The 15,557-nt window shown below is 53.3% G+C and carries 12 protein-coding genes; 7 read left to right on the top strand and 5 right to left on the bottom strand.

From position 1 onward, the window contains the following. Positions 1-345 precede the first annotated feature (345 nt). A complete protein-coding gene (locus tag EPD59_RS12425; protein WP_317128366.1) occupies positions 346-2,265 on the top strand; it encodes a glycoside hydrolase family 65 protein in 1,920 nt (639 codons plus the stop codon). 185 nt (positions 2,266-2,450) lie between these two features. Beyond that, positions 2,451-3,935 carry an alpha,alpha-trehalase TreF gene (gene treF, locus EPD59_RS12430; RefSeq protein WP_240731384.1) on the top strand — a complete coding sequence of 495 codons (1,485 nt, stop codon included), beginning with the start codon at positions 2,451-2,453 and terminating at the stop codon, positions 3,933-3,935. Between the two features lie 225 nt (positions 3,936-4,160). Here the strand turns inward: treF and dnaG are convergent, their stop codons facing one another. Together dnaG and EPD59_RS12440 are read right to left on the bottom strand one after the other, a co-directional pair. Then, positions 4,161-6,215, bottom strand: a complete 2,055-nt coding sequence (gene dnaG, locus EPD59_RS12435; protein ID WP_133273064.1) for a DNA primase — start codon at positions 6,213-6,215, stop codon at positions 4,161-4,163. Positions 6,216-6,468: 253 nt separating this feature from the next. Next, the gene (locus tag EPD59_RS12440) at positions 6,469-7,704 is read right to left on the bottom strand and encodes a hypothetical protein (RefSeq protein WP_133273065.1); all 1,236 of its coding nucleotides are present in this window, start codon (positions 7,702-7,704) and stop codon (positions 6,469-6,471) included. Between the two features lie 235 nt (positions 7,705-7,939). Between EPD59_RS12440 and EPD59_RS12445 the strand changes: the two genes are divergently transcribed. Then, positions 7,940-9,043, top strand: coding sequence for an Mrp/NBP35 family ATP-binding protein (locus EPD59_RS12445; protein WP_133273066.1), 1,104 nt, complete (start codon positions 7,940-7,942; stop codon positions 9,041-9,043). Between the two features lie 173 nt (positions 9,044-9,216). Next, on the top strand, positions 9,217-9,552 hold the full coding sequence (locus EPD59_RS12450) for a NifU family protein (protein ID WP_133273067.1): 336 nt from the start codon (positions 9,217-9,219) through the stop codon (positions 9,550-9,552). Positions 9,553-9,783: 231 nt separating this feature from the next. On the opposite strand, the gene EPD59_RS12455 is transcribed toward EPD59_RS12450, so the two are convergent. The 3 genes from EPD59_RS12455 to EPD59_RS12465 all read right to left on the bottom strand — a co-directional run bounded on the left by EPD59_RS12455 (position 9,784) and on the right by EPD59_RS12465 (position 11,912). After that, on the bottom strand, positions 9,784-10,179 hold the full coding sequence (locus EPD59_RS12455; RefSeq protein WP_133273068.1) for a hypothetical protein: 396 nt from the start codon (positions 10,177-10,179) through the stop codon (positions 9,784-9,786). A 143-nt stretch (positions 10,180-10,322) separates the two neighbouring features. Beyond that, complete coding sequence (locus tag EPD59_RS12460) at positions 10,323-11,309, bottom strand: bestrophin family protein (protein WP_133273069.1); 987 nt, start codon at positions 11,307-11,309, stop codon at positions 10,323-10,325. 183 nt (positions 11,310-11,492) lie between these two features. Further along, positions 11,493-11,912, bottom strand: coding sequence for a hypothetical protein (locus tag EPD59_RS12465; RefSeq protein ID WP_133273070.1), 420 nt, complete (start codon positions 11,910-11,912; stop codon positions 11,493-11,495). Positions 11,913-12,169: 257 nt separating this feature from the next. Here EPD59_RS12465 and fahA point away from each other — a divergent pair, with 257 nt between their 5' ends. From fahA to EPD59_RS12480, 3 genes are all read left to right on the top strand, one after another. Beyond that, a complete protein-coding gene (gene fahA, locus EPD59_RS12470; protein WP_133273071.1) occupies positions 12,170-13,450 on the top strand; it encodes a fumarylacetoacetase in 1,281 nt (426 codons plus the stop codon). A gap of 315 nt (positions 13,451-13,765) precedes the next feature. Then, positions 13,766-14,920 carry a zinc-dependent alcohol dehydrogenase gene (locus EPD59_RS12475; RefSeq protein ID WP_133273072.1) on the top strand — a complete coding sequence of 385 codons (1,155 nt, stop codon included), beginning with the start codon at positions 13,766-13,768 and terminating at the stop codon, positions 14,918-14,920. Positions 14,921-14,932: 12 nt separating this feature from the next. After that, positions 14,933-15,496 (top strand): hypothetical protein, encoded by a 564-nt coding sequence (locus EPD59_RS12480; protein WP_133273073.1) that lies wholly within the window; start codon positions 14,933-14,935, stop codon positions 15,494-15,496. Positions 15,497-15,557: the final 61 nt, after the last annotated feature.

Consider the following 15,557-nt stretch of genomic DNA (forward strand, 5'->3'; position numbering starts at 1 on the left):
TGGGCGCTACCCGCTACTCTAGAGCTAGGCGGTAAGCCTTGGCTGAACAATTACCCGACCTTTACGCCGGCCGCAATCCTGGCACTATTGCCCTGGTAGCATTTAGTGCTACCCCTGCGCTAAGCCTTATTTTGCTTAGTTCATTTACTTCCCGCCTGCCCCACCTCACTCCTCCCGAATGCCGAAATTTGCCCCCCACCCCCCGAAAAAAGCCCCCCGGAATCGGTCCGTTGGTCTAAGTACGCTGGCGTTGTTTTTCATGATGATTTTGCCCCCGCGCTGGCCCAGGCACCCGATCCGTGGCGCATTGCCGCTGATAAAATTGACCCCAGCAAGTACTATGGCGTGACAGTGGCCAACGGCATGATTGGCATTGTATCATCGCCGGCGCCGTTTCAGGTTAAAAACGTAGTGCTGGCCGGCGCTTATGATCAGTACGGTCGGGGGCGGGTTAGCAATTTCTTGAACAGCTTTAACCTGCTGAATATGTACCTGGAAGTGGATGGCCGGCGGCTGGGCCCCCAGGATGCGAGCAACTTTCGTCAGGAGCTGGACATGCGCCGCGCCGCCCTCACCACCACCTTCGACTACCAGGACAAAGCTACCATCAGCTACACTTACTACGCCCTGCGCCACTTGCCCTTCACCGTGCTACTGGATGTGAGTATTGTCGCCAAAAAAGACCTCGCCCTGACGGCGGCCAGCGTGATGGAAACTCCGGACGCGCTGCGCGATGCCCAGAACTACTATAATGAGATTGACCGGCCCCACGTCACGCTCAGCCTGCTCACTTCCTCGGCCCAAAGCCCCACGGGCAAGCTGCAGCTCTGCGCCTCCAACAGCTTTTTGTTTAACGAGGCGCACGGGCAGGAGCCCCGGGTGATCCATGAGATGTGGGATAACAACATGCACCTGATGAAATTCAGCAAAAAGCTACCCGCAGGCCAAACCTACACCTACGCCGTAGCCGGCTCGTCCATCACCTCCGCCCACCATGCCGACCCGCTGAACGAGGCCGAGCGCCTAACCATCTTTGCCCGCCTTGAAGGCAAAGACCGGCTGCTAGCTTTCCACACCAAAGCCTGGAATGAGCTCTGGCAGAGCGATATTCAGATTGAGGGCGACCCGCAGGCCCAACAGGACGTGCGCAGTATGCTCTACCACCTCTACAGCTTTTCGCGGGCCGGCACCGACTATTCTCCCTCGCCCATGGGTTTATCGGGGCTGGGCTATAATGGCCACGTTTTCTGGGATACCGATGTGTGGATGTTTCCGGTGCTAGCGGTTATGCATCCGGAAATCGCCAAATCCTTGATAGAGTACCGTTTCCAGCGCTTGGAAGCGGCCCGGCGCAATGCCTTTGCGCATGGTTACCAGGGTGCCATGTACCCGTGGGAAAGTGCCGATACCGGCGTGGAGGAAACCCCAGTCTGGGCCCTGAGTGGCCCGTTTGAGCACCATATTTCGGCCTGCGTGGCCCTGGCCGCATGGCAGTATTACTGCGTAACTCAGGACAAAGAGTGGCTGCGCGAGAAGGGCTGGCCTATCCTATCCGCTACGGCCGACCTCTGGGCCAGCCGGGTGGAGCGTAATGGCCCCGGCCGCTATGATATCAAGAACGTGGTAGCCGCCGACGAATGGGCCGAAAACGTGGATAACGATGCTTTCACCAACGCCGCTGCCCAGGTAAACCTGCGCAATGCCACGGCCGCCGCTAAGCTGCTCGGGTTGAAGGCCAACGCTGATTGGCTGCACGTGGCCCAGAACATCCCAATCCTGAAAATGGCGGACGGCGTGACCCAGGAGCACGCCACTTACAAGGGCGAAGGCATTAAACAGGGAGACGTGAACCTACTGGCTTACCCGCTTAATGTAATTACGGCGCCAGCTCAGATCCGAAAAGACCTAGCTTACTACGAAACCCGCGTCCCGAATGAGGGCACGCCCGCGATGACCCAAGCCATCTTCGCGCTGCTGTACGCGCGACTCGGCGACGCCAGCAAGGCCAAGCTGTGGTTCAAAGACGCTTACGAACCCAACTTGCTACCACCCTTCCGCGTTATTGCCGAAACCAAGGGCGGCACCAATCCTTATTTCGCCACCGGCGCGGGGGGCGTTTTACAGGCCGTACTAATGGGTTTTGGGGGGCTAAATATTACGCCCACCGGTATCACCCAAAGCAAGACCACCTTACCCACGGGCTGGCAGTCCGTCAAGATTACCGGTGTAGGCCCCCAGCGCAAAACCTACTCCGTTGGCCGCTAAGGCGCTGTACCTCCACGAATACGACAGCCACCCAGCCAATTTAGGCGCGCCGGGCCGGCCAGAATAGTACCAGACACTTTACTCTCCCACCCCATGCGTAAGCTCTTTATCGCCGTCCTCCTGATTCTAGGGGCGCCGCTACCGCTCAATCCATTCCGCCCTCGCCGCGGCAGCTCTATCCTGGCTTGTTCGAGGCCGTGCAGCTAGGCCGCGTGTACCCCGACAACAAAACCTTCGTCGATGCAGTAGCCAAAAGGCCCCCCGCCGATGTAATGCAGGCCTATTTGCAGCAGAAAGGGACCCCAGGCTTCGACCTGAAAGCCTTCGTGGCGGCGCACTTTATTCCCCCGCCCGCAATTGGCGGCGAATACCAAAGCCGGGTGGACGCGGGCCTGCGCCACCATCTCGACACGCTGTGGACTGTGCTACAGCGCCAACCCGACACGCTGGCACGCGGAGCTTCGTCGCTGTTACCGCTCCCGCGCCCCTATATCGTACCTGGGGGGCGTTTTAGGGAAGTGTACTACTGGGACTCCTACTTTACGATGCTGGGGCTGGCCGAAAGCAAGCGCACGTCGGTCATTCGCGACATGGTTGACAACTTCGCTTACCTGCTGGATACGTACGGCTTTATTCCTAACGGCAACCGCACCTACTACCTCACCCGCTCACAGCCGCCATTTTTTGCAAAAATGGTGACCCTGCTAGCCCAAGAGGAAGGCGATGCGAAGACGATTCTGCGCTACCAACCTCAACTGCTACGCGAGTATACTTATTGGATGGCCGGCGCGGAAACCTTGGCTCCGGGTACGGCCCAAGACCGCGTCGTGCGCCTGCCTAAGGGCGAGCTGCTCAACCGCTACTACGACAGCAGCGACCAGCCCCGCGAGGAATCTTACGCTGAAGACGTGGCTGCTGCCAAGCTCAGCTCCCAGCCGCCGGCGCAGTTCTACCGCAACGTGCGCGCCGCCGCCGCTTCGGGCTGGGACTTCAGCACCCGCTGGTTTGGGGCCGATGGCAAGCTAGGCAGCATTCAAACTACTGATATAGTGCCAGTTGATTTGAATTGCTTGCTGTATTACCTCGAAACGACGCTGGCCAACTCTTACCAGCTCCAGGGCAATGCGCCCAAAGCCAACGCGTTTCTTGCCAAGGCCCAAAGCAGGAAAAACGCTATCCTGGCGTATTGCTGGGATGCTAAGGCCGGATGGTTCGTCGATTATAATTTTCGGACCCAGCTACGTTCACCTCAGCATACGCTGGCGGCAGTCTATCCCCTGGAGTTTGGCATAGCTACCGAGCCCCAGGCCAAGCGCATAGCGAAAGGCCTGCAACGGGACTTTCTGGAAGCTGGCGGCCTCATTACTACCCGCCGCGGCGGAGGCCAGCAGTGGGATGCTCCCAATGCGTGGGCACCACTGCAATACATGGCCATCGACGGACTGGAGCGGTACCAGCAAGGGGCCCTGGCCCGCACCGTGGCTACCCGTTGGATTGGCCTGAATAGCGAGGTGTTCGAGCAGACCGGTAAGCTGATGGAGAAGTACAATGTGGTGGATACCAAGCTAAAAGCCGGAGGTGGGGAATATCCCCTCCAGGACGGCTTCGGCTGGACCAACGGTGTGCTCCTCAAGCTGATGAATAAATATACACCCGAAAAATCCTTCTGATGGGGTTATTTGTCGGGCAACGGCGCGTTACCGCGGCCAACCCCGGCGGCCTAGAGTGGCCGGGCGCAGGTGGTAACTATGCTATGGCGCGGGTCTTCCTACTGCCTATACAGCCGATCATAATATCCCTGTAAGGAAGGATCGGGGACCGATAACCGGTTTCTGTATCGCTACTAAGCTAGAATCGTACTTGCCCGTTTTGAACACTGATACTACGCCTACCCTTTACCCGCTTCGTGGAATAACCGTGCCCAGCATACCACCCAGTTGGTTATCCATCTGCTTCAGCAGTTTGATAGCGTGCAGGGTTTCCATCAGGTCAGCCTCGTTCATGGGCTGGCGCAGGGCGTCGAGGCGAGTGGCCAGTTCGCGCTGCACGGTGCACTTGTTGAGGCGAAGCACGGCGTTGTCGCAGGCTTGCTGAAGCAAGTCAATCTCGCGGGGCACATAAATCTGGTGGGTGGTCCAGTTCGGGCTGAGCTCGTATTTCTCAGTAGCCAAGTCGCTCACTAATTGGCGGATGTCGCCGCGGCCGTGCTGAATGAGAGTGCGCACATCGGGCCAGCGCCCCTGCTCCATTTCGGTGCGACAGAGGTGAAGCAAGTCGGCATAAATGGGCGTGAGAAACACGTTTTCTTCGAGCTGGCCAAACAGGTATTGCGCTACGCTCACTTCCGGCGCCAACTGTTGGGGAGCGTAGAGCAGAATTAGTCGCACGATTTCCCGCTCGCAGGCTTGCAACACATCAGGCACGGGCTCTACTTCCTCGGCAGTGCCAGCGTCGGGGGCCTGGGGGGCAAAAGTGTCGGATGGCGCCCCGTACATGGCCGCTTCAGCCTCCTCTTCCAACGAAAGCGGCCGTGAGTTAGCGTAAGGCTTTTGGCTTTGGGAGCGCGAGTCGGGCTGGCTGGTGGGCGATGCGGCAGCCGTCTGGGGGGCATTTTTGCCCCCTGCGTTCTTTACAAGCTTGTTATATTCGGTAATAAGTACTTGCTCATCAATGCCGAACGTACCCGAAGTCTGCTGCAGGAACACCTGCCGCTTGATTGGGTCGGGTACCTTGGCGATGCTCTGGAGCACATCCCGGATGGCTTCGGCTTTCTTCACCGGGTCCTGGGCCGCTTCGCGGGCCACGAGGTCAGTTTTGAAGCTAATGAAGTCCTTGCTGTGGTTTTCGAGGTGCTCGCGGAAGCGCTGGTCGCCTACTTTGCGGATGTAGCTGTCGGGGTCGTCGCCGTCGGGAAAGAGCACCACGCGCACATTCAAGCCGCCTTCCAGAATCAGGTCGATACCGCGCAACGAGGCCCGAATGCCAGCCGCGTCGCCGTCATACAGCACCGTCACATTATCCGTGTAGCGAGCAATAAGGCGTATCTGGCTCTCCGTAAGCGAAGTACCCGAGGAGGCCACCACGTTCTTAATGCCGCCCTGATGCAGACTAAGTACATCGAGGTAGCCTTCCACTAAGTAACAGGTTTCCTCCGCCCGAATCGCTTGCCGTGCCTGATACATCCCATACAGCACATCCGACTTATGGTAAATATCCGACTCGGGCGAGTTCAGGTACTTGGCCGTCTTATCATTAGCCTTCAGCGTGCGCGCCCCAAAACCGATGGTACGGCCGGCCACGTTGTGAATCGGGAACATGACCCGGCCCCGGAAACGGTCGTAACGCCGGCCCGTGTCCTGACCTTGGTCGTCATCTTTCTTAATGACCAGGCCCGTTTTTTCCAGGTATTTCCGCTCGTAGCCGGCTTTTTCAGCTGCTTTCAGCAAATCATCCCACAAATCAAGCGAGTAGCCCAGCTCGAAAGTTTGAATAGTCTGCTGATTCAGACCGCGCTGGCGCAAATAGCTTAGCCCGATACTCTGCCCCTCTTCCGACTCCAGTAGGAGCTTATGGTAGTGGTCTTTGGCCCAGTTGGAGATGATGAACTGAGAGTCTTTCTCATTCTGAACAAGCTGCTGCTCAGGCGTTTTCTCTTCCTCCTGAATTTCAATACCGTACTTTTTCGCCAGATACTTAAGCGCCTCTACATAGCTGCTGCCCTCAATATCCATGATGAACTGCACCACCCCGCCGGCCTTACCACAGCCGAAACACTTATACAGCCCCTTGGCCGGCGCTACCGAGAAAGAGGGCGACTTTTCGTGGTGGAATGGGCAGCAAGCCCACATATTCTGGCCCTTGCGCTTGAGGCTCACAAAGTCGCCAACCACCTCTACGATGTCAGCTAAGTGCAGAATTTGATCAATAGTTTCTTTGGGAATGCGGGCCATAAAGGCAAAGGTAATACCGCTCCGCCCGGAAGTAATACCAAGCTCAAGCTTGGTGCTCTCGTTAGTTAACTGTAGCTGCCGTTGACCGCAATTCTTTATCCTAGGTAGTACCCACCGATTTGAGATTTACCCACTAAGTCCAGCGGCAGTATAAACTGCGCATCCGTCTGCAAAGCGGCAAGGAAATGGTGCAAACTACGCTGGCAATAATCTGGGGGTAGCCGGTTGGGGGGCAAATTATGACTGTAGCGCGTTAATAATTGTGGCTAGCGGTGGTTTCGGGAATAATGACAATGTAATCGTAGCCTAAAATGATGGCTTCCAGCTTCTGGTTAGTTACCTGAAGCTTATCGGTGAGGATAGCGCGGCGCGTAGGGCGCAAGTCGACTACGTTCCAAGCCGCGTTGGTCGCGGGCAGGAAAGGCTTGAGGTAGGCTTCTTCAGCGTAGGAATAAGGAGCAACGTTCTTGCTGAAATCGTCCGGATTTTCTCCTGCCACCTGTGTGCCCTGCTTACCCATAATCATAATGTGCAAAGACTTCTGGTCCTGGGCATCGGCCAAATTAGTAACCAGATTTCCCACGTCGGAAATACCGGCCCAAGGGCTCAGATTACGCGCCATATGGCTGGCTCCGAACTTGAATAGCATTTTGGGCAATGGCTGACTAGGCCGTTGCGAGTAAGCTTGTAGTCCTTGTAGCAGATTACGCTTCATCAAATTGATCCGCTCCTGATGGCCGCCGGTGCGCTGTCGTTGTGCTTGGTAGATAGTATAGCTAGCCACGAAATCCCGCACCATTTTCTGCACTTTTGGACTTTCCATTTTTGTGAAGCTCCGCAAGCTGTCAATGCCGGATTGGCGCAGAAAGCTCATTGTGCCCGTGTTCGTATTCCCTACCATACTAGCCCGGTCGCGGGCTTGATAAGCCACGGCACGTTGCTGCAAATAAAGCTTGGCAGGTTTGCTTTTCACTTCCGCGGCCAGCAGTTCAAAAAGGCGTCCTGAAAAGGCTCCACCCACCTGTTCAATCCCCATCAAGATTACTTGCTGAGAGCGGAGGTAACGAGCCAACTCAAATTCTTCAGCCCAACTGAAAAACGATAATGCTCCTGGGTGCTGCCGCTCAAACGCAGTTGGTAAGGCGGGCTGAGCTGTTAAACGGGTAACCTCCTGCGCCTGATACTCATCAACCTCACTCACGTACACGGCTGGCTTAAGCTCTCGAGCCACTGCCGTAGTAAAAACTGGTATCTGGGCCATACCATGGTCTTCCCCTACCAGCACGAACTGGCTTATCTGGATGTCGTGCTGTAGCTTTTCCCAGCCAGGCCCTGAAAATTGGGGGCCATTTTGTGTGAGAGAATAATGATTTCTCTCTACCAAACGGGTAAGGGTACTATCCTGAGCCTGAGTACGGCTACCAACTAGACCAGCCAGAACCACGAAAATAACGTAACGGAAGCTCCTTTTAGCTTGAAGATGAGGCATAGTAGCAAGAGTAAGTTGGCGGCGCGTCAAAGTGGGCATCAGGAGACGTTGATTTGGATGCCGGAAGCTAGCACAAATTACAATTGAGAGCGTAAGAGCTAATCCCTAAGGTATAGCGCGAGCAGCGAGCAAGTTCCTTCTACACTGGCGCGCACGGAGTGCTACTCTATTCCACTTACTTTTTCAACCTCTGCCTACGTTTCTGGGTTATCTTTGTATCCTGATTCCTGAACTTATGGCTATTACCCAAGAAGACGTACTGCGTGCCCTCAGCTACGTGGAGGAGCCTGACCTAGGCAAAGACCTGGTGACGCTCAACATGATTGAGGACGTGCGCATCGACGGCCTGAACGTTTCGTTCTCCGTCATTCTCACCACTCCCGCCTGCCCGCTCAAAGAGCTGATTCACAACGCCTGCGTGCGCGCCATTCATACCATGGTGGACAAAAACGCGGTAGTGAATGTGAACCTCACTTCCCGTGTAACCACGGCTAGGGCCGCCAACTCGGCTATCCTTAGCGGGGTCAAAAACATCATCGCCATTGCTTCTGGCAAAGGCGGTGTGGGCAAAAGCACGGTGACAGCCAATCTGGCTATTGCGCTTGCTCGCACTGGTGCTAAAGTAGGCCTCATCGACGCCGATATTTCCGGCCCGAGTATGCCCACCATGTTTGGTCTGGAAGATTCTCGCCCCCACGTATTTCAAACGCCAGAAGGCAAAAACCTCATTTTGCCCATCGAAAAATTCGGTGTGAAGCTTATGAGCATTGGCTTTTTGGCCCCCAGCGACAATGCTATTGTGTGGCGCGGTCCCATGGCTTCGTCGGCGCTCAAGCAGTTTATTTCGGAGGTTGATTGGGGTGAGTTGGATTACCTGCTCATCGATATGCCCCCCGGAACCTCCGACATTCACCTGACGCTGGTGCAAACCGTGCCAGTCACTGGCGCCCTCATCGTGACCACGCCCCAGAAAGTGGCGCTGGCCGATGCGCAAAAGGGTTTGCAGATGTTCCGCCAGCCCCAGATCAACGTGCCCGTACTGGGCGTAGTTGAGAACATGGCGTGGTTTACGCCGGCCGAACTACCCGAAAGCAAGTACTTCATTTTCGGAGAAGGCGGCGGTAAAGCCCTCGCCGACAAGCACGAGGTACCGCTCATAGGTCAGATTCCGTTGGTACAGAGCATCCGCGAAACCGGCGACCAGGGCGCACCCGCTATTACGCAGGAAGGAACACCTGCTGCGGCGATTTTTGAGCAGGTTGCTGAAGAGGTAGCCCGCCAGATTTCTATCCGCAACGCTGTTGCCCCGCGCACGCAAGTAGTCGAAATGACGCGCTAATATGAGCCCCAAAGTTGTTTTTTGGTATGCGCAAGGCCTTATCCGAACTTCCGAACCTTCCGATTGGTTGGTTCTTAACCGGCTAAAAGCCTTACTTTTGTCTTGCTAGTTTTTTGTTTGGCTGGTTGTTATTAATCAGTTGAATCAATAAAACCGGCATTAATCTGCGATTCATGACACATTCTGCTGCCGTTGAAGAACATCCGCTGTTATCCCGCGTCGAGCAGGCCCTCGACACGATTCGTCCATACCTGGCTGCCGATGGAGGGAACGTGCGCGTGCTGAATATCACGGACGATATGGTGCTTCAGCTGGAGCTTCTGGGTGCTTGTGGTACCTGTCCCATGTCGCCGATGACGCTGAAAGCTGGCGTAGAAGAATCGGTGAGAAAGGCGGTGCCCGAGATTCGGTCGGTGGAAGCTACCAACGCCACGCCGATGGAAGAGCAGCCCGCCGGCCAAACCGGTCACCCTTTGCCCCCCACGCCCGTACCTACACCCCAGTTCTAGAGTTTATTGCTTGCAATAGACAGCGCCCCGTTTCTGCCAATTTCGGCGGAAGCGGGGCGCTCTGGTTTTGGGAATTTGAGAGTGTCATGTTTAAGACTTTCTGAAAGTGGCTTAAAGAAGTCTTTTTATTGTCGCCTCAGCACCAAATTTTATCAAGTACAAAAAACCAAGAAAACAAAGTCAACTATTATTCTTTTAAAAGCATTTATAGGAATTCTTGATTTTAATATATTAATAATATTTTTCAATTCCCAAATAATCAATTAGGTCAAAAAATAAATTATTGAATAACAAGCCTAATATGCCACTTATTCCGATGCTTATTAGTAGGAGTCGCGACAAATATTTGATCTTTACATTATTACTTGATCTCAATGCAATATAAAGGCCAAAAGGAATAAAAAACATGCAAATAGGAAGTCGAAATGCTGGGCTCAGCCCCCAAGCTCTTCCTTCTATAATATAGGACAAGGAGGTAATCCCGAAGATCATAATACTAATTAAAAAGCCAAATAGAATTTCTTTCAGCGCAATTTCTTTATCCATTATATGTTTTAAAACGTCAATCAAAGCTATTAGCGAAAGCACTAGAGCTCCAAGTAAAAAGGGCAAAATTATTATTCCCATTTTTGTTTAATTATATACAATAAGCTCATCATTATTGATGGTTTCAACTCACATTGACACTAGCTTGTAACTCATTGACGGCGCTGCCTATTAGCATGACTGGTCCCAAGTTATGTTGTGATAAACTCGCGCTAGTTGGAAGGCTACAGCAGAAAGCCATTTTCTACTGGGTAAGGCGCAGGTATATTTTCTTCATCCAACATTTCGCGTAGATCAATCTCTATCGTGCGGGCAATGGAAGAAATAGGCACATCATTATAAGCACCCTCAAAAGGGTTTTCAGAGTAGTCGCCTATTCGGTCCACCAGAAAATACAGCCAGATTATTACGGTCGAGAAAGGAATAGTAAGCCAATAATGCAAAGAGCGTGATTGCTCAAATATGTCGAGCAGTCCAAAAGGAATAAGCGCACAAAAAATATACATGATCCATAGCCCGGTAGAGGCATATTGCCGGGGGAAAGGGAAATTTTTAATGCGCTCGGTCATTCCCTGCGCGTCATACAGATTGCCGATGAGGGTATGGAGCCGCACATGCTTATAGTCAGATAATTGCCCGCTGTTATATAGACGTTCGATTTCCCGGCTTTGGTTTTTTAGAATCTGGCTGGGAATGTTCGTGTACTTTTTGAGTTGGCTAAATTCCTCGGCCGATAAATAGGGGGCTACTTCAGGCTCCATCCCATCTTGGCACTCCTTTCTAAAATTCGGGGTAAAACCTAGCTTTTCAATAGGCTCATTGTGTTCCCACGTTCTCCCTTTTCGCATCGTGTGCTTGAGGGCAAGGAGCCATGCCAAGTGACGGTGAATGGTTCTTTTCTTCCATTCATCGCTACTCTCTGGCCCCGGCATGGTCAGGATGGCCGTAGCTAACGTTCGGCTTTCATTAATAATTCTGCCCCATATTTTTCTCGCCTCCCAGGTACGGTCGTATGAGCTGTTATTTTTAAAGCTCAGGAAAAAGGCCACCGCAATGCCAATCACAGAAATGGGCTGCCAAGGCAAGGCAAAGGGAATATGCGTGGTTTCATACACCACAATAATTGCTGCGGAATAAAGCAACCCATACAGCAGTGATTTTCGCGACCACCGGATTGTCATCCAAAGGCTGTAATAGCGTTTTATGTACATCCTGTTTCCATTTTGGTTGAAGCTAAAACCTGTTAAACATCCCGAATGAAATGGCGAAGGCCGGATAAATATAGGGCTCCCCAGGCTGCTCCTCAACTGGCGCACGCTTGCTAGCTCATGACTTTAAGGGTTGTACCTACACTGCCGTAAAGCGATAAACTGTAGACGCGCCAGTTGAAAAGTTTATTTTGAATTAATTGATAAAATATCCTTTTCCATTTTAGCAAAGGTTTTCTCATTGAGTTTTATTACGGCAACAGGAGGGTCTCCAATGATTAATTCTTTAAAGTCTAAAAAAATGAATTTTTTATCTCGTACTTCTTTTATAGCCTTCCAAGGAATGAGTATTGGGTCATGAAACAAACGAAATAAGATGATGGGTTTTAAATAAAGCCCTTCACTGTTATACTCTAGCAGAAGTGAATTATTGTAGTTAGTTTTATTTATCGAAGCAGAAATCAACCCTATCCGCTTGCCAACAAATTTATCATTTGCTTTATAGTGTGAGACAAGGTCGCTCCAACCGAATTTAGAAATAATACAGGTAACAAATACCCATATGCTAATAAAGAAGATGGGGAAAAGATAAACGAGATATTCCATTGGCTTTTCTAATTATTTTTCTGGTGTTCATTGCAGCCAACATCTATGTTGGCGCTACCGAACATTTACCGAGTAGCGGGTATATTACGGACGGTAGACGAATTGCCACTACCCCTCCCGAAACTGTAGCGGTAATCAGCAGCGGAAGCTGAAACTCAAGGTAGGCGGTTTCACTGGGTTCGCCCAAACTTCTGTTTGGTTTGCAGTCCTTCGGCTGGTGGGTCTACCTTTGCCCCTCCTACTACCAAGCACCTTCTATGGCTAGCCCCAACGACCCCACGCTCCGCTCCTGGATTGACATTCCGCCTACCAGCGACTTCCCCATTCAGAACTTACCGTTTGGCGTGTTTGAAACGCCGGAGCGCGGCACGCGCCTGGGCGTGGCCATCGGCGACTATGTGCTGGATTTGTACGCCGTTTGTCAGTATGGCTTTTTTGAAGATCTGGACTTAGGACCGGCTCAGCCCAAGGTGTTTCGGCGGCGTTCGTTGAACGCGTTTATTGCCATGGGTAGACCTGTATGGCGGGCCGTGCGCCAGCGCGTGAGTGAACTGCTGCGCCACGACAATCCGGCGCTGCGGGAGGAAGAAGCGATGCGCGCCTGTTTGCTGCGCCAAAGCGAGGTGGAAATGCTGCGCCCCGTGAAGCCCAACAACTACACCGACTTCTATTCGAGCATAGAGCACGCGACCAACGTGGGCACCATGTTCCGCGACCCGAATAATGCCTTGTTGCCTAATTGGCGCCACATTCCGATTGGCTACCACGGGCGGGCCAGCAGCATTGTAGTGTCGGGTACCCCTATCCGTCGTCCCAATGGGCAGCGTAAAGCCCCTGATGCCGATGCACCTACGTTTGGCCCGTCGCAGCAGCTGGATTTTGAGCTGGAAGTGGCTTTTGTGAGTGGTCGCACTACCGAGCTTGGTTCGCCAGTGCCCATACAGCATGCCGAAGAACATATTTTTGGGTTGGTGCTGTTTAACGACTGGAGCGCCCGCGACATTCAGGCCTGGGAGTACGTGCCGCTGGGGCCGTTTTTAGGCAAGAGCTTTGGCAGTAGTATTTCGCCCTGGGTGGTAACGCTGGATGCGCTGGAGCCCTTCCGTGTGGCTGGACCTGTCCAAGAGCCGGAGCCACTGTTGTACTTGCGGCAGTTGGATGCGCACAACTTTGATATTAATCTGGAGGTCGTGATTCAGCCTGAAAATGCCCCCCAGACGGTAGTTAGCCAAACCAACTTCCGGCACATGTACTGGAGCATGGCCCAGCAGCTCACCCACCAAACCAGCAATGGCTGCAACCTGCAAGTAGGCGACCTCTACGCCAGCGGTACCATCAGCGGCGCCACACCTGACTCCCTGGGTTCTATGTTGGAGCTGGCCTGGAAAGGCACTCGCCCAGTGCCCTTAGCCGACGGTTCGGAGCGCAAGTTTCTGCTGGATGGCGACACAGTGACAATGCGTGGCTTCGCGCAGAAAGATGGTATTCGGGTTGGATTTGGCGAAGTAAGCGGGATGATTTTGCCCCCCAAGGAGTAATTTATCAGCATGCATACCCGGCGAAATGCTGCTTCCATCGGAGGCGGCATTTTTCGTTTCCATATCTCTCTAGCGAAGAGAAATTTGCGAATGCGCTACGTATAAGCACGACTGCGTAGGTATAGCGCGCAACTGCGTCTGGGTTTTAATACGTATTTCGGTGCCAATTGACCCGATTCCGCAACTTTAGAAATACAGGGTAGTACCATTTACCACCGCTACAATACCCGTAACAGATTCAGAATTTCTGCGAATCTGTGGGCGAGGCACTGTAGCGAACTGAACTCCTACCCACTACCTAAACGCCGGAAACGTATGTTAGCTATGGAATACCGGGGCCCGAAAAGGGTCCGTGCCGTCCAAAAACCAATGCCCGAAATCAAGCACCCTCAGGATGCAATTGTGCGGGTAACCCGAACCTGTATTTGTGGCTCTGACCTGCACTTATACAACGGCAACGTGCCAGACACCCGTGTAGGCTCAACCTTCGGGCACGAGTTTGTGGGAATTGTAGAGGAAGTTGGCCCTGATGTAACCAAGATCAAGGTAGGCGACCAAGTATTGGTGCCCTTCAACGTAGCCTGCGGCGAGTGCCACTTCTGTAAGCAAGGAATGTTTGGCAACTGCCACGAGTCCAACACGATGGCTACAGCGGTGGGGGCTATTTTTGGCTACTCACACACGGCCGGCGGCTTCGACGGCGGACAGGCTGAATATGCCCGCGTACCGTATGCCAACGTCGGCCCGACGGTTATTCCGGCCGGCATGGACCCCGACGATGCTGTACTGCTAACCGACGTGGTGCCTACGGGCTACCAAGCGGCCGAAATGGCGGGTATTCAAACCGGTGATACGGTAGTAGTATTTGGTGCGGGCCCGGTGGGTATTATGGCCGCGCGCTGCTCGTGGCTGTTTGGTGCCGGACGGGTTATCGTGCTCGATAATGTGGACTACCGACTGGAATTTGTGCGCAATTATGCCCCCTGCGAGGTGTATAATTTCGACGAGATCGGGGACCCGGTGCTGTTTATCAAGAAGATAACGGACTGGATGGGTGCCGACTGCGTAATTGACGCCGTAGGTGCTGAAGCGACCGGCAACGCGATGCAAAGCATTACGGGTCGTAAACTTTTGCTGCAAGCGGGTTCGGCCACGGCGCTGCACTGGGCCATTAATTCGGTGAAGAAAGGCGGCGTGGTGTCGATTGTGGGCGTGTATGGCCCAACTGATAACTTGGTGCCCATTGGCAACATGATGAACAAAGGCCTTACCATGCGCGGCAACCAAACGTCGGTAAAGCGCTTGCTGCCGCGTTTGATTGACCACGTGATGAACGGTACGCTCAACCCAAAGGCAATGATTACCCATCGCTTGCCCCTGGAGGAAGTAGCCGATGGCTACCGCATGTTCTCCGCCAAGCTAGATAACTGCATCAAAACCGTTCTGATTCCCCCATCCGCCAACAAGTAAAGCCGACTGATCATGGAAAATTCAATAAAAGACTACAAGCAGATAAAAGGCTGGGGAGTTGACGCGGACCCTAAAAACGACCCAACTTATCCGATGCGTAATCGGATGAACGTGTCGCAGGACCCTGACAGCAAATCGCATCCCTCGCCGATGCAGCATGACGACACGGAGCTGTTGAAATCGAATGAGCGGCCTCGCGTATCGACGGTGTATGGAACTACTGTGCCTCCCAGCGGGCTGAGTGGCATGATTCGGCGCTTGGCCTTCCGCTACAGCGAAAACGAGTATCGCCACTGGCTGCCCCTCCTGGTTGCCGATCGGGTGCAGGTAGTAGAAGGTATCTTGGAGGATCTCGCCAGTGGCACAGTTCCCAATATTTTTGCTGAAAAAGGGTACGCTATGGAGTGGAAACACAACCGCACAGCCTTTATAACCAAGATGGCGGCCATTGCGGCCGTTACGGCTGGTGTCGTGGTTTTGCTCACCTCCGATTCAGATAAAAAGAACAAAAACTCGCGCAAGCGCAAAGGCTATAAAAAGGGCTATCGCGGATATTCTGATACGCACGCCTTGTAGCATCCTAGTTCATTAAAAAAGCCCCCAGATATATTCTGGGGGGCTTTTTTGCTTTAGAATC

The organism is Hymenobacter radiodurans (genome assembly GCF_004355185.1).
Taxonomy (GTDB): Bacteria; Bacteroidota; Bacteroidia; order Cytophagales; family Hymenobacteraceae; genus Hymenobacter; species Hymenobacter radiodurans.